We start from the raw sequence: 23,417 nt of genomic DNA on the forward strand, positions 1-23,417 counted from the left end.
GAACTGTACGTTTTTTTGGTGACGTCTATCATTTGACCAACGAAAGATAGGATCTATTACGGTAATAATTTGTCGATGTCTGCTAATAATTTTTGAATAGCTATTTTGTCGTAGGACGACTTTTCTTTTATCGCGGTACTCTTTCTTACTTTTAATTCTGTATTTACAGTCTGTTTTTTACTGTTTCGATTGTCCATTGAGTCGTCAAGGGCTAGCTCTACCGCTATTTGGCCTATGGTTTGAAAATCTTGCATTATTGTCGTCAGCGGTGGTGAGAAGTAAGCGCAATCGGCAATGTCATCATAACCAATAACAGAGACTTGTTTGGGGACCGAAATAGAAAACTCGTCTAACGCACGTAACACACCCAATGACATCTGATCACTAGCAACAAGAATTGAATCAAACTCAATGCCTTCTGCTATCGCTTGACGTGTATGCAAATAGGCACTGCTCGCTTGCCAGTTACCTTCGTAAATAGCTTGTATTGTGGCTGTACTGCCAGCAAGAGTATCTTTCCAACCTTCAACACGCTGCAGCGAAGCACTAGAATCATTGGGCCCTGTAATTAGAAGTAGATTTTCTCTTTTGTCTTCTAACATTAACTGCGCAGCAAGGCATCCACCTGTGTAATGTGCACTACAAACAGTGTTTACTTTGGTTGATGCTGGTACATCAATAAAGACAAAATGAATATCACCGTGTTGTTGGACGAGAGCTTCTGCTGAAGGCTTATCCATTGGTACATTTATTATAATAGTTTCAGTCTTTTGAGATTTAAGGTCTCTAACGCTATTGAGAATATTTTCAAAGGTTGGGTCGATAACGACAGAAAAAGAAGTACCAAAACCCTCTTTGTCAGCCTGCCTTCTAATGCCATTAGCGATCAAAGATACGCCATGAAGCCCTATATCTAAAGTCACTAGGCCGATAACGTTTGATTTAGCTCGACTAAGTAATTGGGCTCCTTTATTCGGCACATAACCAAGTTTTTCTATCGCTTCCATTACCTTTTTTCTCGTACCTTCCGCGACATTACTTGAATCATTAGTGACACGAGATACGGTTTGAGTCGAAACACCTGCTAATTCAGCAACATCTTTAAAAGTGACACTCATGGTTCGTTATTTCCTTATGTTTGCATCTGACAGGATACTAGCATCTCAGTTGTTCGGTAGGCCAATACTCTTGTTGGAAAGTAATAACTGAAGCATGTCATGTGTGGATTGGTATATCTGTTTACGGAAACATTATATTGGGAGGGGTAGCGCTCATAAATAGAATGTTTAATTAGATCTGGATCACTAACGGATAATAAAACTATAGCAAATTGTGTGTAATTGTTCATTATGCATCAAAATGTTTACGAAAACACGTGAGTCGTTATGAAAAACATAGTACATTTAATTAGTAAAAACTGCAGTTTGATCATTAAAGTGGGTCGAGTACCAGAAATTTTGCACTGGGGGCCTAAGATTCGTCAAATAGATCCCGATATGCTTTTATCTACAGAAAGGCCAATATCACAAGCACGATTAGATGTAGATGTGCCTTTAAGCCTATGTCCAGAATTAGGAAGTGGTCACTTTAATGCTCCAGGGCTAGAAGGGCATCGTAATGGCAATGATTGGGCTCCGGTATTTGAAACCGTTGAGAGGAATGTTAGCGAAAACAGCGCGACATTTACATTATCTGACGCAATAGCTCAGCTCAAGTTAGTCATCGACGTTAAGTTAGATTTTGAATCCGACGTGGTACAAAAACGAATTACAGTCACAAATATAGGTCATGATGAATACTCGTTAAGTAAATTATCATCAACATTGCCGGTGCCTCGTCATGCCACCAAGTTGATGAGCTTTCATGGCCGTTGGAGCCGAGAGTTTCAAACTCATAGGCAAGAATTTAGTCATGGTGGTTTTATGCAAGAAAACCGTCGTGGACGCACTTCTCATGAAAACTTCCCTGGGTTAATGCTTGGTGATGATCATTTTAGCGAGCAATCGGGTCAAGTGTGGGGCTTTCACTTAGGTTGGAGTGGTAATCATCAATTGCGGGCGGACGTTAAAAGTGATGGTCGACGCTTTGTACAAGCAGGCGAACTACTATTTTCTGGTGAGTCAATATTAGCAGCAGAAGAGTCCTATACAACGCCCTGGCTTTATGGCTGTTATAGCAATTCAGGATTAAATGGCATATCGGATCGCTTTCACCGCTTTGTCCGTACTAATATTTTAAAATTCCCTGTAAACAAGCCTCGTCCAGTTCATCTGAATACGTGGGAAGGTATTTATTTTGACCATAAGCCTGAATATATCAAAGAGATGGCATCTGAAGCCTCGAGAATGGGGGTGGAGCGTTTCATCATTGATGACGGCTGGTTTATAGGAAGAGATGGAGAACGAACAGCGCTAGGTGATTGGTATTTAGACGAGAAAAAGTACCCAGAAGGCTTAGAACCCGTTATTCAACACGTGAATGATCAAGGGATGGAGTTTGGCCTTTGGGTTGAGCCTGAGATGATAAGTAAAGAATCGATACTTTACCGTAACCATCCAGATTGGGTGCTTGAACTAAAAGGTTATCATCAACCATCGGGCCGCTGGCAGTATGTGCTTGACCTACAAAATCCGGATTGTTTTGCGTACTTATTTGAACGTCTAGATTCATTGTTATCTCAATATAACATCGCGTATTTAAAGTGGGATATGAACCGTGAACTAGTACAGCCGGGCCATGAAGGTCGTCCTGCGGTACATGGTCAAACTCAAGCACTGTATAGATTGCTAGATCGTTTATTAGAGGCACATCCAGAAGTAGAGATTGAATCATGCTCGTCTGGTGGCGGCCGTATTGATTTCGAAATTCTGAAACGAACCCATAGGTTCTGGGCATCGGATTGTAATGACGCACTTGAGCGTCAGACCATTCAGCGTGGAATGAGCTATTTCTTTCCACCGGAAGTGATGGGAGCTCATATTGGGCCGGATGAAGCTCATACGACTCGCCGCTGTCATCATATCAATATGCGTGGCATGACAGCACTTTCTGGTCACATGGGAGTTGAGCTTGATCCTGTGAAAGTACCAGAAGAAGAGAAATTAGCGTTTGCAAAATATATCGCATTGCATAAAGAGTTTCGTCAACTATTGCATACTGGTCGTAGTTTTAGATTGAATGCCTCTGACAAGCGCCAACACATTTACGGTGTTAAAGGTCATGAAGAGTTGGTTATTACTGTATGTCAGTTAGCGATGCCTGAATATGCGTTACCGACGCCACTGCGGATTAGTTGTATAGATGTGGATGCAACGTATGAAGTTAAATTAGTTGAGATGCCTGAAACAAGCTTCCAATTGATGAAGCAGCGTCCACAATGGCTAGATAAAACGTTAACATTAAGTGGCGATAATCTTAAAGAAATAGGTTTGACACTTCCTATTCTTGACCCTGAATCAGCTTTGATGGTCCACCTTAAAAAGATATGAATGTTTCGTAGTGTAGGTAAGTAGAGTCCTTTCTCTACATAGTCTGTTCTAGAGTTCGCTCTAGTTGAGAGGAACTTAACGTTTGCGCTCATGCCTGAGGGGGAAGCCGTTAAGGAAATCTGTTAGTGATTTCATCACTTTAAACCCAAGTTTATGCTTGGGTTTTTTTATGTTTTCAAAAACACAAGTCATGAAAAGGACTTGTGGCTGATGTTTACACTTTATCAGTTTTCGATATACAGCCGCTAACCATCTAAAATTTTTAACAAAATAGAAAAATAGTAGTGATGAAACTTTTTGTGGAAACGTTTACACTATTTGAGTTTGATCACAGCAACAGAGGCTGATAGCCTCTACACTTCATATATCTTCTATAAGAGTGCTCTCCTTAATAGGCTGTGCTTATAGATTTTTAATTTCTGCGCTACATAGCGAAAAGTGAGGCTAATGTGAAAGTTTTAGTTACTGGTGGAATGGGATACATAGGAAGTCATACATGTGTACAAATGTTGGAAGCAGGCATTGAGCCCATAATTCTTGATAACCTTTGCAATAGTAAAACAGCCGTACTTGATCGAATAGAAGCGCTTACGAATGTTCGTCCGGAATTCTATGAGGGTGACATCCGCGATGAAGCGTTTTTGAATAAAGTATTTTCTGAACATCAGATTGATTCAGTTATTCACTTTGCCGGCTTAAAAGCTGTCGGTGAGTCGGTTGCAAAACCTCTTGAATATTACGACAACAATGTAAACGGTTCCCTAGTCTTAGCTAGAGCAATGCGCACGGCAGGTGTAAAGAGCATAGTATTTAGTTCTTCTGCCACTGTTTATGGTGATCCAGAAATCGTTCCGATAACAGAAGACTCTCCAGTAGGTGCGACAACAAACCCATATGGCCGCAGTAAATATATGGTTGAGGGTGTGTTGACCGATTTCTTTGACGCCCAACCAGATTGGAGTATCACACTACTCCGTTATTTTAACCCTGTAGGGGCTCACCCGTCAGGAACCATGGGAGAAGACCCTCAAGGCATTCCAAATAACTTGATGCCATTTATTGCTCAAGTAGCCGTTGGTCGCCGTGAAAAACTAGCGGTATTTGGCGACGACTACCCAACCCCAGATGGTACGGGTGTACGTGATTACATTCACGTAATGGACTTGGCTGATGGGCACATTGCCGCACTCAATTCAGTAGGCAAAAAATCAGGTCTTCATATTTACAACTTAGGTACAGGTAAAGGTTCTAGCGTATTGGAAATGGTAGAGGCGTTCGCTCAAGCATGTGAGAAGCCAGTACCTTATGAAATCTGTCCACGTCGTCCAGGTGATATAGCAGAATGTTGGGCTAGCACCGAAAAGGCAGAAAAGGACCTTGGTTGGAAGGCTACCCGAACTGTCGTGGAAATGACGGCTGATACTTGGAATTGGCAATCTAAAAACCCACAAGGGTATTAATTAAATCTATGACTAGATGCTCATTGAGCATCTAGTTTTCAAAATATTATCGAGAACCTATATGTCTGAAATAAAATTTAACCCAGTAGATCATCCTCACCGTCGTTATAACCCCTTAACTGGTCAATGGATTTTAGTGTCACCGCATAGAGCAAAACGTCCTTGGAGTGGTCAAGATGAAAAGCCTGATACGGCTGAACTTCCTAACTATGAAGAGAGCTGTTTTCTTTGTGCTGGTAACACACGTATTTCTGGTGATAAAAACCCAGATTATGAAGGCACGTTCGTTTTTGGTAATGATTTTGCGGCATTAATGACGGATTCTCCAGATGCTCCTGAATCTAATAATCCTTTGTTTAAAACTCAAGGTGTACGCGGTCTTAGTAGGGTTATTTGCTTTTCACCAGATCACAGTAAAACACTACCCGAACTACCAGTGAATAAAATTCGTGGTGTGATTGATACTTGGAACGAACAGATTGAAGAATTAGGAAAAGAATACCTTTGGGTTCAAGCATTTGAAAACAAGGGTGAAACGATGGGGTGTTCTCAACCTCATCCACATGGACAAATTTGGGCCAATAGCTTTTTGCCAAATGAAATAGAACGTAAAGAGAAGAACCTAAAAGAGTATTACGAAAAGCAGGGTACGAATCTTCTTGTCGATTATGTTGAAGCCGAAATGAAAGACGGCGAGCGCACTGTTGTTGAAACAGAACATTGGATAGCTGTTGTTCCTTATTGGGCGGCATGGCCTTTTGAAACGATGCTACTTCCTAAAACGCATATTCGTCGTATGAGTGAGTTAACGGACGAACAACGTGATGATCTAGCCGTCGCGATTAAGAAGCTTACAAGTCGATACGACAACTTGTTTGAATGCTCATTCCCTTACTCTATGGGGTGGCATTATGCGCCTTTCTTTGAAGAGGGAACGGATATCGACCATTGGCAACTTCATGCGCTGTTCTATCCACCACTGCTGCGTAGTGCATCAATACGCAAGTTTATGGTTGGTTACGAAATGTTGGCTGAGTCTCAGCGTGATCTCACCGCAGAGCAAGCTGCTAAAAAACTTCGTGATTTAAGCGATGTTCATTTTAAAGAGCAGAAGTAATTATCCATTAAGAATGATGGTTCTCAACTTTCCCCGAAATTGACGAGTTGAGAATCAAACTAAAATTAAAAGAGAAATTGACTATGACTACATTATCTAACAGCGTGAAGGCTTCATTTAGCAGTGTGCTAGGTTATGAAGCTACACATCTTATTCAGGCTCCGGGTCGAGTTAACCTTATTGGTGAACATACGGATTACAATGACGGTTTTGTGCTTCCTTGTGCTATTAATTATCAAACGGTTGTTGCAGCAGCAAAACGAGATGACAACATTGTTCGTGTAATTTCCGTTGATTACGATAATGAAGTCGACGAATTTGACTTAACTAAAGAGATTGCCTTTCAAGAAAATCGTATGTGGGCAAACTACATACGCGGTGTTGTGAAATGCCTTATGGAGCGCGGCCATGAGTTTAAAGGCGCTGATATATCTGTTAGTGGCAACGTTCCTCAAGGTGCTGGTTTGAGCTCTTCTGCTGCACTAGAGGTGGTTATTGGTCAAACATTTAAAGAGTTATATGCGTTAGATATTAGCCAAGCTGAGATAGCATTAAATGGTCAACAAGCAGAAAATGAGTTTGTAGGGTGTAATTGTGGAATTATGGATCAGCTTATTTCTGCTGAAGGTAAAGAACATCACGCCTTATTGATCGATTGCCGATCACTTGAAACAAAGGCGGTTTCAATGCCTACGGATATGTCTGTCGTTATCATTAACTCTAACAAAAAACGTGGTTTAGTTGATAGTGAATACAACACTCGTCGTGAGCAGTGTGAAGAGGCTGCACGTATATTTGGTGTGAAGGCGTTAAGAGACGTCACTATAGACCAATTTAAAGCACGTGAATCAGAATTAGACCCAGTCGTTGCTGATCGTGCAAGACATGTGATCACAGAGAATGACCGCACCGTGGAAGCGGCTGAGGCATTAAGAAACGGTGATATGAAGCGAATGGGAGAACTTATGGCCCAATCTCACGCTTCTATGCGAGACGACTTCGAAATTACTGTTAAAGAGATAGATACTCTGGTAGATATGATAAAAGAAGTTATCGGTGACCAAGGTGGCGTGCGTATGACTGGCGGTGGCTTTGGCGGTTGTATTGTTGCTCTTGTACCACCTGTACTTGTTGATAGCGTAAAAGAAACCATAGAAGAAAAATATGAAGCTGCAACTGGTCTTAAAGAGTCTATCTATGTGTGCCAAGCAAAAGATGGAGCAGGACTAGCTTAGTAGCATTACTACGAAAAAAGGTAATGAATTGTCATGGCTGACACACTAATTGAAACTATGACGAAAGAGGCTGCCTTTGATGGGCAGCCTGCGTCGTTAATTGAGCTTAAAAACAAATCTGGAATGTCTATTACCCTAATGGATATTGGTGCAACTTGGCTTAGTTGTGTTCTACCCGTTGGTAAAAAGGGTAGAGAGGTATTGCTAGGGACGTCAAATATGGAAGACTTTAAAAATATGTCTTCATATATGGGAGTAACGGCAGGTAGATTTGCCAATCGAATTGCTTCAGGTCAATTTGAGATTGATGATAAAAAGTATCAACTTTTAACCAATCAGGCTGGTAATACACTGCATGGAGGCCCTGAAGGGTTCAATGCAAGACGTTGGAAAATTGCTTCTCAGGGAACCAATTTTGTCCAATTTAACTTAGTTTCTCCTGATGGAGACCAAGGCTTTCCAGGTAACCTTGATGTCTTTGTTACCTATCAGCTGAGCGAAGATAATCAAGTTGTTATTAGCTATAAAGCATCAACAGATAAAGCGACACCTATCAACCTAACTAACCATGCTTATTTTAATCTACAAGGTGAGTCCTCTGGCAAAGATTGTAAAACATACTCTTTGCAAATTAATGCTGATTCTTATTTACCAACCAACGATACGGGCATACCACTAGGTTCATTAGCACCTGTAATGGGGACTGGATTTGATTTTCGCGTAGCGAAGACGATAGGACAAGATTTACTAGCCGACGAGCAACAGCAACCTGCTCAAGGGTACGATCATTCCTTCTTTTTAAACTCAGAATGTCGTGAAGGTGGGTGTGCCGCAATGGTCACCACGGCGGACAAAAAAGTTAAAATGAGTGTGTATACCAATAAGCCCGCTATTCAGCTTTATACCGGAAACTGGCTGGCTGGAGAAAAAGGCAGAAAAGGTAAAGAGTATAAATCGTACGCTGGTGTTGCTTTGGAAACACAGTTTTTACCTGATTCTCCCAATCATCCTGAATGGACACAAGAAAGTTCGATTCTGCGTCCTGGGGAAGAATACAGTTATCAAACGCGGCATCTATTTGAGTTTTAAATAGCAAAAGGTCACTTTAGAAGTGACCTTTTTTATTGCTAAGTATAAAGGGAAGAGGTTATTTTTTTCTTGGCTAAGCATGTCTATTTCACGAATTTCTCGTGCTTTTACGTAGTCATCGTTCTGCGTGTTAATATTATCTAAATGCCTTTCGGTAAATTCTGCTGTTTTACCAACAAAATGTCGACATCCGCCTTCCGACTGTTTGATATCGCTGCACAGCGTCGAGCCAAAAGCAGTCAAAAACTCATTGGCTACTTGAGCCGAGTGTTGACCTTCGCCAAGCACTATTTGAGCGGCGTAAAGTGCACCACAAGTACCTCCTTTAGCTCGGCCTCCACCTGCTACAGTCGCAGAGCGAATAACTAATTCTGGCATTCCAGACTCAGGTTGAAAAGCTTTTAAGACAGCTTGTGCACAGTTATAGCCGTCTTCTCCGTGGAAATAGTCTGATGCTTGTTTGTTTTTCATTTGGCTCCACCACAGGGTTTTATTATCCTGAGTTCAGATTAATTAGTGCTTTTCTACCGATTCTCTGCGTACTATCGTCGGAGAGAATCGATTTGCTTCAGGCTCTATATTCTCTTTTTTAGCGAGAGAGAGCGAAAGTCGGGCCGCTTTTTCCGCCATAAGTTGAATTGGATAACGTATGGTGGTTAGTTTTGGATGAATATAACGTGCAATTAACCCATCATCGAAGCCAACAATAGACATCTCTTTTGGTACTTTCATGCCGTTTTCTTCAAATATAGAGATAGCACCTGCTGCCATATAGTCGTTGTAGGCTACGACGGCAGTGAAAGGAACAGACTTAGCCAAAAGATTGGTAGCCGCATACTCACCACCTTCACTGTTGGGTTCCCCATATTCAATGTGGCTTTTTGGTGCTTTTAGGTTGTTATCTTTCATTGCTGCCAAAAAACCTTCGATTCGTTCTTCGACATCTTCGATGGCGTGAGAAGAGGCGATACACGCAATTTTAGTGTGCCCGTGACGAATCAAAAACTCGGTGGCTAAATAGGACCCTTTACGGTTGTCTAAGGAGATGCATCTGTCGGCTAGTTCAGGAATGTGTCGGTTAATGATCACCATACCGGGAACTTCGTTGGCAAAATCAATCAGCTCTTTGTCGGTTAGGCTTTTTGAATGGATGATTAACGATTCGCAACGGCTATTGATGAGAAGTTCAATGGAATCTCGTTCTAGTTTTGGGTCGTGGTAACCGTTACATATAAGGATATGTTTTCCATGATCCTGCGCTACGTTATCAATCGCTTTTACAGCGGTACCAAAGAATGGATCTGATACATCGGAAACAAGAACCCCAACCGTGTTAGTGGTTTGATTGACAAGCGCTCTTGCGTTGGCATTTGGTCGGTAACCTAACTTGCTCATCGCTGCTTTTACACAGTCTACAGAGGCTGCGCTCGCTTTAGGGGATTTGTTAATAACCCTTGATACCGTTGCGACTGAAACACCTGCTTCTCTCGCTACATCTTTGATTGTTGCCATACTTCACCTCAGTTACATCCACTTTTAATTAAACAACGATAGTGGAACTAACGCAATGCGGAGTGTCTCATAATACAAAAGTAGTAATTAAGTTGTTGTTTTTTAGTTAGATGTTTTCATGTAAACGTTATACATGTGGTGGATCTATATGTTTGATATTGAAGATAATTTAATAAAATACCGCCCAATAAGGCGGTATTTTAAAGTGAAAGGGTTCAGCAAAAAGTTATTTGCTGATTTTCCATGTTCTAGCCACGTTTTCGGCGAGATTCGCAAGGTTGGCCTCTGCTTCAGCAAATGCAGTTGCTAAATCAAAGGCTCTAGGAATAGCAACAAATACTGCATCAATGCCATAGTCGTACACCGCTTGATAGTCTTTTCCTACACAACCAGCCATTGCGATCACTGGAATGTTGGTTTTCTTGGCTTCTTGCGCAACACCCATTGGTGTTTTTCCGTGCACAGTTTGCCAATCTATCCGGCCTTCACCTGTAATGACTAAATCTGCGCCTAGAACCTGTGAACCAAGTTCAACGGTTTCAATAACGATATCGATACCTGGTTTCAATTCAGCAGAGGTAAAGCCTAGTAACGCACCGCCCATACCACCGGCGGCACCTGCGCCTGCCACATTGATGATGTCTTTACCAAATTGTTGTTGTACTTTTTCACCGAAATTTCGCATGCCAGCATCAAGGAACTCTATATCTTGTTCTGTGGCCCCTTTTTGTGGGCCAAATGTTGCTGTCGCTCCGTGCTCACCACAAAGAGGGTTATCTACATCACAAGCAACCAATACTTCACAATTTACAAAACGAGAGTCTAAGCCAGAATTGTCTATAGTTGCTATTTCACTTAATCCAGCTCCATTTGGTTCAATACGCTGGCCCTCTTTATCAAAAAACTTAACACCCAACGCATCTAACATACCGGTACCACCGTCGTTGGTTGCACTTCCACCTAATCCAATTATCAGTTTAGTCGCGCCATTATCTAATGCATGAAGTATCACTTCACCAGTGCCGTAACTAGATGTGAGCTTAGGATCGCGTAGGGCGTGGTCTACATGATGCAGACCACTGGCTGCTGCCATTTCAATAGCGGCGGTTTTACCATCGCCTAAAATGCCATAAAAAGCGTCAACTTGTTTTTTTAAGGGACCAGTCGCGGTGAGTTCGATAATTTTACCTTGAGTCGCATCAACCAAAGATTGCACGGTACCTTCGCCACCATCCGCAACGGGAACATGGAGTATTTCCGCCTCTTGCCATACACGACGTAAGCCGTTTTCGATTGCATGGCATACTTCCTTCGCGGTTAGGCTTTCTTTAAATGAGTCTGGTGCAATGACAATTTTCATATGACTTCCCAATAATATTGAATTTTAATATTAAGCTAAGCTCAATCACTTAAATGAGTAACTATAACTATTATCGGGACTATAAAGACAGAATTCATTGGTCTTTTGAACATAAAAATAAATATATTTAACGTAAAAACTGTTCATCCGAACATATTTTCTATTTTTTAGAGATCTGCTTCGCAATGTATAGTTCGACTAACCCAGAAAATTGATGAGGTGAAATTTGAGTGATTTTCTCGATTTTGTCTAATCGATAGCGGAGCGTATTCCTATGGATGTAGAGTGACTCTGCACAGGCTTTCAAATTTCCTTGATGCTCAAATAATGAATGCAGGGTTTTGGTTAGTTGGCCCGATTTGTCTTTGTTTAGCAAATGTAAATAAGGCTCGCATAATTGTTTCCCTTGCCACATGTTTGCTAATGGTGAGAGCAATACAGGTAACCGAACATCATCAAATAGGTACTTATTTTTGTTAGCTAGATGATGTTGCCCGTAAGACATTACTTGCAGCGCACTTTGGAAAGATAATGGAAGATTGTCGGCACCAGAGAAATACTTTCCTAAAGCAATTTTCACATTGTAGATGCCATTTTTCTCTAATCTATCATTTAGCTGATCAATTCGCTGGTTCTCTTTATGATCAAACCCCTGCGTATCGCCTTCTACATAAGGTTTTAAAACCACAACATCCGTAAGCGACAATACCGCGACTAGGTTATCTCGTTCTGGATATTCTAGTAATTCAACAACTTGACGAATAGTATTCTGGGTAACCGATGTCTTTGATTGATTGAAGCTAATAACGGCAGCCACTCTTGGTTTTGATATATCGATATCTAGCCTAGATGAGATGTTTTGAAGCTCTATATTAGAAAGCTTGCCGCTAATCCACGCGGTAATAAACTCTTCTTTATGCCGTCTGTCCCACTGTAGTTGTTCGACTAGCCTTGCTTGTTCAAGAATCATCTCAGCCGTCATCTTTACTAAGGCGGCGTAATTACGAATAGTGTTTGGATCGCCAGTAATACCAATTACTCCAACGACTTGACCCTCCTCTTTTAACAACAGATTAATGCCGGGCTTAACCCCTTTTAATGCCGGAGCACTTGACTGGTTAACTTCTACGGTATCTCCGTGCTTAATTGCGAGTAGAGCACCATCGTGTAACTCGCCAAGTCGTTTGGTATCTCCACTGGCAATGATCGTACCTGCGTGATTCATTACATTGATATTGTTACCAATGATGTTCATGGTTCTATCTACGATTTGTTGTGCTAACTGGTGGTCGAGAAACATGACAATGAGCCGTTTACAGTGTTATTGCGATGATATTGATAGTAGCGCGATAGTTAGAAAAGAAAAAGGGCTGGTAAACAGCCCTTAAAGTTATTCAGTATTGATACGTGAATCTCTATTAATTAGTTGTTGCTATGTAGCTCGCTATTTAACTCTACTGCCGACTTGTTTGTTAGGCACTCTATTTGGCCTGTTACAGAGTTGCGACGGAACAATAGATCAGATTTTCCAGCTAAGTCTCTTGCTTTCACAACTTCTACTTCTTGGCCTTGTGAGTCAAGCATACGAACCTTCGACCCAGCAGTGACATAAAGACCAGATTCAACCGTGCAACGGTCACCTAGAGGGAAGCCTAGCCCTGCATTCGCGCCAAGTAGACTGTTTTCGCCAATCGAAACTACTACCGTACCACCGCCAGAAAGTGTACCCATAATAGATGCGCCACCACCAATGTCAGAACCATTCCCTACAACGACGCCTGCTGAGATACGACCTTCGACCATGCTAACGCCACTTGTACCAGCATTGAAGTTAATGAAACCTTCGTGCATAACAGTAGTGCCTTCGCCTACGTGCGCACCTAAACGAACACGTGATGTATCTGCGATGCGAATGCCAGTCGGAACAACGTAATCCACCATTTTAGGGAATTTATCTACGCAATCTACGCTGATAGTTTCTCCCGCAAGGCGAGCTTCTATTTGACGTTCTGCTAATTCTGGTAAGTCGATTGCACCTTTGTTTGTCCAAGCGATGTTATGTAAAAGCCCAAAAATACCATCGAGCACGGTGCCATGTGGCTGGACAAGACGGTTAGAAATGAGTTGAAGCTTTAAGAACCCTTCAGCAACGGATTGAGGTTTATCATCTGATTCAAGAATAACAAGAACAAGTGGCTGTTCTGACGCGGCTGCTTTTTCAGCGAAAGAAGCGTTTTCTACATCGGCATTTGCTGCGAATGCATTGGCAATTTCGACACTCAGTGCGTTGGAAACCTCGATAGCCTGGTTGCCACCTTGATAGCCGCTTACTTGGCCTAATGCAGTAACTAGAGCATCACTTGGGTTTAAAATAGGGTAAGGGAAGAATGCTTCAATTATTTTGCCGTCACGATTTTTTGTAGCAGTACCGAATGCGAGAGAAAAATTAGCCATTGGTGAGAATCTCCAAATTTATAGTCTGATTGTGTCGAACGAGAAACCGTTCACTTAATTGAAGTCAGAATTTCTCGTGATGCAGATAAGCGGAAACGGATTATCGCTTTACTTTGTAATCATCATAATGACAGCGACCAGGAGATGAAAGGGGCAAACAAGAGAAAGTCTTTAAATTGATACGGCTTGTCTTTTTAGAGATACATTTCTTTTAAAAGAAACCAGAAAGGCAAAAAAAGCGCAGCTTTTGCTGCGCTTAGATTTCTTAAGCTGCGTCTTCTTGCGGATTTTCAACCGCCTCTACTTTTTTAGGCTTTTTAGGTGCGGGTTTACGTTTCGCTCCTAAAGCATAAAGTATTTCTTCTTTGTTTTGAGCCAAGAATAGAGAAAGTTCTTCTTGCTTTGATTCATCATCAATAAGCTCACTCTTGCCAATAAGCTCAAATAGCTCATCGGCCATATCTAGCATTTTGTCGTAAGCGTCAGCTTCAGCCTTAGAGGTAAAAGTCATCTTTTCTTCTCCGTTGCGCTCCACCACGTACTTGACGATTACAGCCATGGTTATCCCTTAAAAGTTGTTAATATATCTACTGTGCTTTTATACAGTTTGTTGCGATGTAAGTCCACTACGATCTCTATTTTTTGAGAAGTGAAAGTGATAGACCTATTGGACTAAGCAAGAGTTAATGTCGAGGGATTTCAAGTTTCTTTTCAAGCATTCTAACGCCTTGAGATACAAATAAAATCAGCACAAGATATTCAATAACTAAGACGCTATATATCTCTAAAGGTAAATATTCATTCACGACAAGTTCATTTGCTTTTCTTGTTAGGTCATTTAATCCGATAACACTGACTAAAGAAGACATCTTTAAAATATACACAAACTGGTTGCCTAATGGCGGTAGCATTTGACGGACAGCTTGAGGAAGAATAACGAGCCTCATTTTTTGCCAATAGGTGAGGCCCAAAGACTCTGCAGATTCATGTTGACCTGATGATATTGACTGAATCCCGCCTCGAAATACCTCCGCTAGAAAAGCACTTTCAGCAATTGACAGCGTAATTACACCAGCCCAGAAATGAGTCAGACTAACCTCAAGCAATGTAGGCATTCCATAATAGACCCAGAGCAACAAAACCAATACAGGTATGGAGCGAATAACCTCAACATAAACGCGATTGATTAAACGAAGTAGGCGAGAGTCCGACAAAGCAAGAAACGCAATGAACAACCCTATAATCATCGCTAACGCCATGCTGATTAAGGAAATACTGATTGTATCGTAAAATCCTGACACCAAAAATTTAAGGTTAGCAGACCCTTGTTCGGTATTTGGATTTAATACATACCAACCCCATTGGTAATCACTACACCCTGTGAGGAAAAATAGGCACGAAATAAGAATTAGATATGGCTTATGAATAAATGGCATGGTCACTTTTCTAGAAATTCTTGTTGTTACTGCTATGTTAACAACTACAGCATCGATTTTGATACATTAAATAGGAATAACAATGAATAAATGGATCTTACTTATTTTTACGACAATGCTAAGCATTGGAAATGTGGCGGCAGAGACGAGCCGATTGAAAGAAATTTTAGATTCAGGGGTACTTAAAGTTGGAACGACAGGTGATTGGAACCCTATGACGGTAAAAGATCCAACAACGAATAGTTATAAAGGTTTTGATATCGATATTACGACAGAATTGGCTAAAGATTTAGGTGTGAAAGTTGAGTATGTCGCCGCAGATTGGAAAACATTGGTTAATGGTATAACAACAAATAAATATGATATTACGGGAAGTGCATCACTCAATATGTCACGAGCGAAGGTGGCGGGTTATAGTCAACCTTATTTTTATTTGGCCTTTGTTCCTGTAGTGCAAAAAAAGTCGTTAAGTAAATTTAATGACTGGGATGACATAGATAAATCTGACGTGAAAGTGGCGGCTACTTTAGGTACTGTTCAAGAAAAAATGGTCAAAGACTTTTTCCCAAATGCTGAACATATTGTCATTGAAGCACCGGCACGTGATTTTCAAGAGTTACTTGCTCGACGTGCAGATGTATCAGTAACGTCCAATGTTGAAGCGGCGACATTGGTAAAACGTTTTAAACAGTTAGCGATTGTGCCAGTTAAAGAAGCTCGAAAACCGACCCCTATCTCGATGCTTTTACCTCAAGATGATCAGGTCTGGATTAACTATATTAATCACTGGGTGGAGCTTAAGAAAACACAAGGTTTCTTTCAAGAAACGGCGGAGAAATGGGGATTGAAGAGCCTATAACGATTCCTGAACAAACGCGCCCAGAGTACTAATTCTGGGCGCGTTTATAACTAGATAGAGTAAAAATAGTAAATTTGCGATTTCATTCTAATTATTATGCCTCGTATGAGGTCTAAAAATGAGAGGAAATCAATGGGCTTTTCACCGCTTACCCATGCTAAACCGACTGAACCTACAGGAATATCGTAACCATCTGGTTCTTCTATTTTTAATCTGACAAAGTGATGTTTATTTTGTAGGTTCTTACCTGTTGTTGCTCGAACCGAATCATCGAAACCCAGCAGAGAGCCTTGAGATTCCCCCGTCGCTTCTACTATCCCTTCCACTTCGGCTGAAAAAACTTTTCCTGGGTAAACTGATGAAGCAAACTCAGCAGGTTGGCCAGCCTTTACGTTACGAATGGCCTGATGGTTTACTCTCATTAACACATATTTTTCATTGGTATACATTTGTAAACGAGGCATTGCAGAAACTCGTTGCCCTTCACGTAACATGAAATTTGTTACAAAACCATCCGTTGGTGCTTTTACCTTTGTACTATCTAAGTCCCATTGTGCTTGTGCTACGGCCTCTTTTGACGCAGAAATGTCAGCTTGGCGACTTGCAACGTTAAGCTCGGCTTTGTCTATGTTGAGTTTTGCTTTTACCACCTCTAGCTCTGTTGAAACCAATTGCGATATGAGAGTCGATACTTTTTGTTTTGATAGCTCTACGGCTGTTGCTTGTTTATCTATATCACTTTCAGTAATCGTATGATTTACTGCTTTGTTCTGTTCAACGTAGCGCTCAAGGGTTTTATTTTGTAGCTTTAGATCCGCTTCAGCGGCAGCAATTTGTGATTCAGCCGTTTCTATTTCTTGCTGACTTGAAGAGTACTGCGCCTGCGCAATCACTACTTCTTGAATGGCAGTATCTAATGCGGATTCAGCGGAAATTTGCTGAACTTCTGCTTTATTTAATGCAATGACGAAAGCGGTGTCATCAATTTCATAAATTAGCTGATCTTTTACAATTTTTTGATTCGGCTCAATATGAATAGCAGTCGTTTTTCCCTTTACATTAAGAGAATCGGGACGCAGTTGAATGTGTGGAGACTGCACTACAGAACCACCAGATAAGTCCATCGGTGTATAATTAATTAGTCCAACCCAAACAAACATTAACCAACCCACACCACCTAAATAAGAAAACGTTTTAGAGTATGTGTTCCATGGCATACCGACCAAACGGAGGAGATAAATAAACAGTGCCCAAATAGCTAAACCTTCAATCATGATTCAAGTTCCTCTGCCTTTGTGGTGTTAGGTGACTGTTTCCAAGTGTCTCTTAAATTTGCTACGGCTTTTTCAATATCAACAAATGCTATGATCACAGCTATTACCCAGACCCAGTGCCAAATGAACCCAATCCAAGTGAGGGCAGTAATTAACCCTATTTGTTGGTGATTGCGGCTGTGTGCTTTATTGATAGGCATTTCGTGAAAGCGCCAAAAACCGTATACAGCTGCAGCAACGCTTGCAACTAGTACGATTCCTGCAATAACGTGTAATGCGGTATCAGCACCTGTACCGACGAAGGGGACACTCAGTAGACTCATCTCGATTCCTATTTAATAGTGGACGGAAATATAATGACTTGGTTCTAAGTTATTCGTTTGGAGAATGACAGATTAGTTCAAAAATAAGCTATTATTGATTTGATCTGTTACGCGTTCTTTGGGGACAAAAATGCAAAATCGTTATTTTGCTCGAGCTGTTATGTTATTGGGGCTTTATCAACGGGCTGTAGAACATTATGGTCAATCAGTTAATGAGCTTAACTTACCTGCTAAAGTATTTGCTGAGCCAATGAATCTAATCCCAGTTTCGGAAGTTAGCCGATGGCTTTTGCAATTAGAAACAATGACCGGTGATCCGGACATAGTCATAAAAATGGTCAAGGATGTGGAACTGGATAAGCTTGGTTCGCTTGGTCATTGGTTTTTTTCTGGTAGCGATTTGGCAACAACGGTTAGGAGAATAAATACTGGTATAAGTTGTTTGCAGTCCGGGGCTTTTTTGGCCGGAGAGCAAGTAGGGAATTTGCTTAAATGGGTGTACCAAAATCCGTCAATAGAAGCGAATGTTAAAACACACGACAGTGTTCGAATTGCTATTTTTATGACTAAAGTTTTGCGTCGTTATCTTGGGCCTGACTTTAATCCTACAAGAATTATGCTGCCGGGGTCGCGTAAAAACGAGGGGTTATATCAAGCATTCTTTCAATGTGATGTTGGATGGAATCATAACAAAGCAGAGGTGTGGTTCAATGCTCAGGAAAGGTTTACACTTGCTCACACCAATGTATCAACTAAAGGGCCGCTTGCATTGAGTTTTTCGGATTTAGATGATCTATTAAACATGCCTGACCCTGCAGATGAAATAAAGGTAATTTACGAAACCATAAATTACTCCCGCCACCTAGGTGTTCCTAATGTCAGCAACGTCTCTAGAATGCTTGGTTTGTCTACTCAGCAATTCAGTCGACGACTTCATTCGCTAGATATTAATTTCACAACTATTTCCAGTTACGTATTAAGTAATCTAGCGGTTAATTTGTTTAGTCGCGGCTACTCGATTGAACAAGTTTCTACGAGCTTAGGCTATACTCACGTTGCAAGTTTTAGTCGTATGTTCAAAAAAATAGAGGAATAACCCCAATTCAATACTTAGAGCGACAAAAATCCTTTTAATCGACATAGCACTAGTTCTGCCCTTTGCGTTGAATAATGAAACTCGGACATAAACAACTAAAGGTCACCAGATCATAAATAGATCAAAGTTTAAATGGCTTGATATTCTAGACAAAACTCTACGAATTTTTTTACCAATGGACTTTGGTATTTTTCGTTATGAATGATAAGCCAGTAATCACGCTTGGTAGTGAGAGGAAAATCTAAACAGACGACTCGACCATCTTTTAGTGCTGATTGCACAGAAAGTTGAGAAAGGCATGCTAACCCCAAATTTGCAGACGTTGCGTTTATGATGGCTTCGGTTGTGTTTAATTCAAACGATTCTTCCCAATTGATTAAATGAGCCGCTAAGTGCTTTGTAAAATATTCTCTTGTTCCTGAGCCGGGTTCTCGGAGCAACCATGCGCTCCTTTCCAATTCGTTTAGCGTTAGATTCTGCCGCGTTGCTAATGGGTGTTTTGGAGAGGCAATAATGACCATGTTGTCTGAAAACCAAGGTGTAGTGTTGAGCCTAGTCTCTTTTAGCTCTCCTTCTATCAATCCAACATCTAATTCAAAATCTACAAGCTTCTGGCCAATTTTTTCGGTATTGGCAATGATTAAGGTCTGATTTAAATGACCGGTTGCTTCTCGGAATTGACTCAATAAGTAAGGTGCAACTTGGTTTCCAATAGTGTTGCTAGCACCAATGTGTAGGTCACCGATGAGTTCATTTTCAGAGGAGAATAGTTGATTTATGTTATTGGCTCGATTGATGATTTCATCCGCTAACGGGAGCAATAACCTACCTTGTTGATTGATAACTAAACGATTATTGACTCTATCAAAAAGAGTATGGCCGAGTTGTTTTTCTAACTCACCTAGCGATAGGCTGACAGCGGCTTTAGTTAAAAAAAGTGACTTCGAGGCAGAAGAAAGGGTTCTGTGCTGAGTTATCGCAACAAACACATTTAATTGTTTTAATGATACGTTCATTTCTATTAACTTTAATTGATGGGAGGTTAAATATTATTAAACTATATTATGGACAAAGGTAAATCGCTAGAAGATATCTATCTTCTTGATTGTTAATGACAAGCCTTTGACTCGAAGTGTTATCTTGAGGTTACTTGGTCGCAGTAGTTATGCTAATCTGATTCAAGCTTTACTTAACTGCTTTAATGGATAGAGGGCCTCCCTTGTTTACCGTTTATCACTCTAATCAAATCGATGTTCTTAAGTCTCTCCTTGCCGAGTTAATACGAGCAAATCCATTGGAAAATCCGTTCGATAAAGAGCAGATTTTAGTGCAGAGCCCTGGTATGTCTCAGTGGCTTAAGATTGAATTGGCTAAAGAACTAGGTGTGGCGGCAAATATAGATTTCCCTTTGCCAGCAACATTTATTTGGAACATGTTTGTACAAGTATTAGATGAAGTTCCGAACAAGAGTGCATTTAATAAAGAGTCGATGACTTGGAAGATAATGCAGGTATTGCCGGGGCTGTTAAAATCTCCGGATTTTATTCAACTAAGAAGTTACCTTATTGATGATGCCGACCAATCTAAGCTTTATCAGTTGTCAGAAAAAATTGCAGATATCTTCGATGGCTATTTAGTATACCGGCCAGAATGGATAGCAATGTGGGAACAAGACAAAGATGTTGCTGAACTGGAAGGTGAGCAACCGTGGCAGAAAGTGTTGTGGCAAGCGCTTTATGATCACACTGTGGCACTGAACCAGTCGCCCTATCATAGAGCTAACCTTTATGAACACTTTATCGATACATTAGATCATTATACGGGTCAACTAGACTCCATGCCTAAGCGCTTATTTGTATTTGGTATTTCTTCTATTCCACCACGCTACATGGATGCGTTAGCCGCACTTGGTCAGCATATGGATGTGCATCTGATGTTCACTAATCCTAGCCGTTATTATTGGGGAGAAGTAAGAGACAGAAAATACCTTGCTAAGCTCGCGATGAAAAATCGCCAACATATTGCCTGGAAAGAAAATCGAGAATCAGACAAACTCTATGAGCTTGATGGGGAATCAGCGCAATTTAAGCAACCGATAGAATATGACCCACTCGAGTCACTGCATACTGAGGTTGTTGGTAATAGCTTATTAGCATCAATGGGTAAACTAGGACGTGACAATATGTACTTACTGTCACAACTTTCTTCAAATGAAATAGAAGCGTTTGTTGAAGTAAAAAGAGATAATTTATTGCATCAGATTCAAGCGGATATGCTGAACCTTGAAGAAAGACAGGATGATCAAAATCTCTTGTCTAGTCACCATAAAAAACAGATAGATAAACACGATAGCTCAGTAAGTCTGCACGCTTGCCATAGCCCAATGCGGGAAGTTGAGGTTCTGCATGATCGGTTACTCGAAATGTTTGAAGATAACCCAGAACTCAAGCCGCGTAATATTATTGTTATGGTTGCTGATATCAACGCATACAGCGCCGCAATTCAAGCCGTTTTCGGTAATGCACCGGGTAAGCGTTATATTCCATTTTCTATTTCTGATAGAAGTGCGTCTCAAGAGAGCCCTATCTTAAATGCCTTTACTCGTTTGTTAACACTACCAGATAGCCGTTGTGGTGCGTCTGAGATACTCGAGTTACTTGAAACACCAGAGATCCTGAGCCGGTTTTCTTTAAGTGATAAGGAATTTGAGAAGGGTAAGCGATGGGTTGAAGAAACCGGCATTCGATGGGGACTTGATAACACTACCGGAGCGGAATTTAACCTGCCAGAAACCAATCAAAATACGTGGTTATTTGGTATTCAGCGTATGCTATTGGGGTACGCGATGCATGACAGCATCGATGTCTATCACACGTCTAATCAATCTTTTGCACCGTACAATGAAGTTCAAGGTATGGATGCAGAAATAGCAGGGAAATTCGCTCACTTTATTGACTGTATTACCTCTTATCGTCGAGAGCTAACCTTGACTCAATCTGTTGATGAGTGGCAAGAGTTACTCTATCGTCTGATTGATGATTTTTTTCTGGTCGATCTAGAAGGTGAAATCGCACTCAAATCTATTCGTGACGCGTTGCAGCAATTATCAGCCCAATTAACCGATGCAGCTTATTCTCACAATCTTTCCCCAGCCATCGTAGTGGAATACTTACAATCCAAATTATCGACCTCAAGGGTGAGTCAACGTTTTCTTGCTGGTCAAGTTAATTTCTGCACACTAATGCCCATGCGTTCAATACCATTTGACGTGGTTTGCCTTCTTGGTATGAATGATGGTGTTTATCCTAGAGCGATGCCTCAAGACGGTTTAGATTTGATGAATAGACGAGCTAGAGCAGGAGACCGTTCTAGACGTGACGATGATAGATACCTATTTTTGGAGGCACTACTTTCTGCTCAAAGTAAACTTTATATCAGTTATGTTGGTCGTTCTATTCAAGATAATAGCGAGCGTTCCCCCTCTATACTCGTCTCTGAATTACTGGATTATTGCGGTCAAAACTTTTGTTTAGTTGATGACCAAGACGTGAACAGTGATGACTCTGCTCGTGCATTGATTAACAAATTGTCATCGCATTACCCAATGGCTCCTTTTAGTCAAAAAGCGTTTGGCTATGAATACAGAAGTTATGCGAGTGAATGGTTACCTTCCGTTAAAAGAGAGGGGCTTAAGGCTGAGCCATTTATCCAACCCTTACCAGATTACCGAGAAATAACCGATCAGCCAGAACAACTTCCTTTAGTGGAGTTGCAGCGATTTTGGCGGTTACCGGTTAAATATTTTTTTAATCGCAGACTTAAGGTGTTTTTTGAAGATTTTGGTTCTGTCACCGAGGATGATGAGCCATTTTTGCTCAATAACTTACAAAGCTTCCATTTAAGAGACGAGCTATTGCATTCACTTTTAGCGGCGAAGCTAAGTCATCAGGATGAGCAAGCGGTTTACCAAAATTTTGTCCAACAGCAACGGGCTAAAGGTGGGTTACCAGTGGGGGCTTTTGGGGAATTAGAACTCAGTGTAAATAAAGAAAAAATCAATACCTTAGTGGACGAACTACAGTTTCTTTGCCAAAAGCCGTTAGGCGATATAGAAATAGATCTACAAATTACATTAGCCGATTGGAAAGAGCCTATTAACCTTAGTGGTTGGTTAGCTGGGAACTATCAATCAGGGTTAGTTCGCTACCGCAGCGGTAGAATCCGCAGTCAAGATCTACTACTTGCTTGGATAGACCATCTCTGTTTGGCTGTCGTTGGAGAGAGTAATAAGACTCATCTTGTGGGTTTCAACGATAAAGCAGGGCTAGAGCATAAAGTGATTCTTCCGATTGAGAAAGAACAGGCACAATTATGGTTGGTTGAACTGGTTCAATATTATTTTAAGGGGTTAAATCAACCACTCACCTATTTCCCTAAAACCGCTTTGGTCGGTATGGAAAGGTTAGCCCTAGGAAAAGAAGACGGCGACGTTAAAATGGCCAATACATTTAATGATGGATATCAGTTTAGTGGTGAGGGAAGTAACCGCTATATTCATCGAGTATGGCCTGAGTGGAATGAGGACTTGTCCCAACAAACGTCATTGGTCGCCAGAGATGTACTATTGGCCTTGTTAAGGCAGACAAAAGATAGTGACAATATTGAAATATAGCGAGAAAAGAGTAAAGAAAAAGTAGGGTGGCCGTCCGCAAAT

General features: G+C 41.0%; 18 protein-coding genes and 1 pseudogene. 8 read left to right on the forward strand and 11 right to left on the reverse strand.

Features of this window, described 5'->3' with window-relative positions; genetic code table 11:
* Positions 1-56 precede the first annotated feature (56 nt).
* The gene (locus PGX00_RS05455; protein ID WP_272133545.1) at positions 57-1,118 is read right to left on the reverse strand and encodes a LacI family DNA-binding transcriptional regulator; all 1,062 of its coding nucleotides are present in this window, start codon (positions 1,116-1,118) and stop codon (positions 57-59) included.
* Positions 1,119-1,385: 267 nt separating this feature from the next.
* Between PGX00_RS05455 and PGX00_RS05460 the strand changes: the two genes are divergently transcribed.
* The 5 genes from PGX00_RS05460 (at position 1,386) to galM (ending at position 8,389) form a co-directional block, all read left to right on the forward strand.
* Positions 1,386-3,488 (forward strand): alpha-galactosidase, encoded by a 2,103-nt coding sequence (locus tag PGX00_RS05460; protein ID WP_272133546.1) that lies wholly within the window; start codon positions 1,386-1,388, stop codon positions 3,486-3,488.
* A gap of 449 nt (positions 3,489-3,937) precedes the next feature.
* On the forward strand, positions 3,938-4,948 hold the full coding sequence (gene galE, locus PGX00_RS05465) for a UDP-glucose 4-epimerase GalE (protein WP_272133547.1): 1,011 nt from the start codon (positions 3,938-3,940) through the stop codon (positions 4,946-4,948).
* A gap of 61 nt (positions 4,949-5,009) precedes the next feature.
* On the forward strand, positions 5,010-6,065 hold the full coding sequence (locus PGX00_RS05470; protein ID WP_272133548.1) for a UDP-glucose--hexose-1-phosphate uridylyltransferase: 1,056 nt from the start codon (positions 5,010-5,012) through the stop codon (positions 6,063-6,065).
* 83 nt (positions 6,066-6,148) lie between these two features.
* Positions 6,149-7,300: a galactokinase gene (gene galK / locus PGX00_RS05475; protein ID WP_272133549.1), complete on the forward strand. Its 1,152-nt coding sequence runs from the start codon at positions 6,149-6,151 to the stop codon at positions 7,298-7,300.
* Positions 7,301-7,327: 27 nt separating this feature from the next.
* A complete protein-coding gene (galM, locus tag PGX00_RS05480) occupies positions 7,328-8,389 on the forward strand; it encodes a galactose-1-epimerase (RefSeq protein ID WP_407702375.1) in 1,062 nt (353 codons plus the stop codon).
* On the opposite strand, the gene PGX00_RS05485 is transcribed toward galM, so the two are convergent.
* From PGX00_RS05485 to PGX00_RS05515, 7 genes are all read right to left on the reverse strand, one after another.
* The gene (locus PGX00_RS05485; protein WP_272133551.1) at positions 8,375-8,860 is read right to left on the reverse strand and encodes a C-GCAxxG-C-C family protein; all 486 of its coding nucleotides are present in this window, start codon (positions 8,858-8,860) and stop codon (positions 8,375-8,377) included. The genes galM and PGX00_RS05485 overlap by 15 nt on opposite strands.
* Before the next feature lie 42 nt (positions 8,861-8,902).
* Positions 8,903-9,901, reverse strand: coding sequence for a substrate-binding domain-containing protein (locus tag PGX00_RS05490; RefSeq protein WP_272133552.1), 999 nt, complete (start codon positions 9,899-9,901; stop codon positions 8,903-8,905).
* 226 nt (positions 9,902-10,127) lie between these two features.
* Positions 10,128-11,261 (reverse strand): glycerate kinase, encoded by a 1,134-nt coding sequence (locus tag PGX00_RS05495; RefSeq protein ID WP_272133554.1) that lies wholly within the window; start codon positions 11,259-11,261, stop codon positions 10,128-10,130.
* Between the two features lie 160 nt (positions 11,262-11,421).
* A complete protein-coding gene (locus tag PGX00_RS05500; RefSeq protein ID WP_272133556.1) occupies positions 11,422-12,561 on the reverse strand; it encodes a sugar diacid recognition domain-containing protein in 1,140 nt (379 codons plus the stop codon).
* Positions 12,562-12,683: 122 nt separating this feature from the next.
* Positions 12,684-13,715 carry a 2,3,4,5-tetrahydropyridine-2,6-dicarboxylate N-succinyltransferase gene (dapD, locus tag PGX00_RS05505; protein ID WP_272133557.1) on the reverse strand — a complete coding sequence of 344 codons (1,032 nt, stop codon included), beginning with the start codon at positions 13,713-13,715 and terminating at the stop codon, positions 12,684-12,686.
* A 265-nt stretch (positions 13,716-13,980) separates the two neighbouring features.
* Positions 13,981-14,274, reverse strand: a complete 294-nt coding sequence (locus PGX00_RS05510; RefSeq protein WP_272133558.1) for a YebG family protein — start codon at positions 14,272-14,274, stop codon at positions 13,981-13,983.
* Positions 14,275-14,398: 124 nt separating this feature from the next.
* Positions 14,399-15,151 carry an amino acid ABC transporter permease gene (locus tag PGX00_RS05515; protein WP_407702336.1) on the reverse strand — a complete coding sequence of 251 codons (753 nt, stop codon included), beginning with the start codon at positions 15,149-15,151 and terminating at the stop codon, positions 14,399-14,401.
* An 82-nt stretch (positions 15,152-15,233) separates the two neighbouring features.
* Between PGX00_RS05515 and PGX00_RS05520 the strand changes: the two genes are divergently transcribed.
* Positions 15,234-16,010 (forward strand): transporter substrate-binding domain-containing protein, encoded by a 777-nt coding sequence (locus PGX00_RS05520; protein WP_407702337.1) that lies wholly within the window; start codon positions 15,234-15,236, stop codon positions 16,008-16,010.
* 50 nt (positions 16,011-16,060) lie between these two features.
* On the opposite strand, the gene PGX00_RS05525 is transcribed toward PGX00_RS05520, so the two are convergent.
* Both PGX00_RS05525 and PGX00_RS05530 read right to left on the reverse strand, forming a co-directional pair.
* Positions 16,061-17,284, reverse strand: coding sequence for an HlyD family secretion protein (locus PGX00_RS05525; RefSeq protein WP_272133559.1), 1,224 nt, complete (start codon positions 17,282-17,284; stop codon positions 16,061-16,063).
* Positions 17,281-17,607 carry an MFS transporter gene (locus PGX00_RS05530; RefSeq protein ID WP_272133561.1) on the reverse strand — a complete coding sequence of 109 codons (327 nt, stop codon included), beginning with the start codon at positions 17,605-17,607 and terminating at the stop codon, positions 17,281-17,283. The genes PGX00_RS05525 and PGX00_RS05530 overlap by 4 nt, the downstream gene beginning before the upstream one ends.
* 130 nt (positions 17,608-17,737) lie before the next feature.
* Here PGX00_RS05530 and PGX00_RS05535 point away from each other — a divergent pair.
* A pseudogene (locus PGX00_RS05535) lies at positions 17,738-18,741 on the forward strand (AraC family transcriptional regulator ligand-binding domain-containing protein).
* A gap of 90 nt (positions 18,742-18,831) precedes the next feature.
* On the opposite strand, the gene PGX00_RS05540 reads toward PGX00_RS05535, so the two are convergent.
* The gene (locus PGX00_RS05540; RefSeq protein WP_272133563.1) at positions 18,832-19,719 is read right to left on the reverse strand and encodes a LysR substrate-binding domain-containing protein; all 888 of its coding nucleotides are present in this window, start codon (positions 19,717-19,719) and stop codon (positions 18,832-18,834) included.
* Positions 19,720-19,922: 203 nt separating this feature from the next.
* On the opposite strand from PGX00_RS05540, the gene recC reads away from it, so the two are divergent.
* Positions 19,923-23,375: an exodeoxyribonuclease V subunit gamma gene (gene recC, locus PGX00_RS05545; RefSeq protein ID WP_272133565.1), complete on the forward strand. Its 3,453-nt coding sequence runs from the start codon at positions 19,923-19,925 to the stop codon at positions 23,373-23,375.
* Positions 23,376-23,417: the final 42 nt, after the last annotated feature.

The sequence above is a fragment of the Vibrio algarum genome (genome assembly GCF_028204155.1).
GTDB lineage: Bacteria > Pseudomonadota > Gammaproteobacteria > Enterobacterales > Vibrionaceae > Vibrio > Vibrio algarum.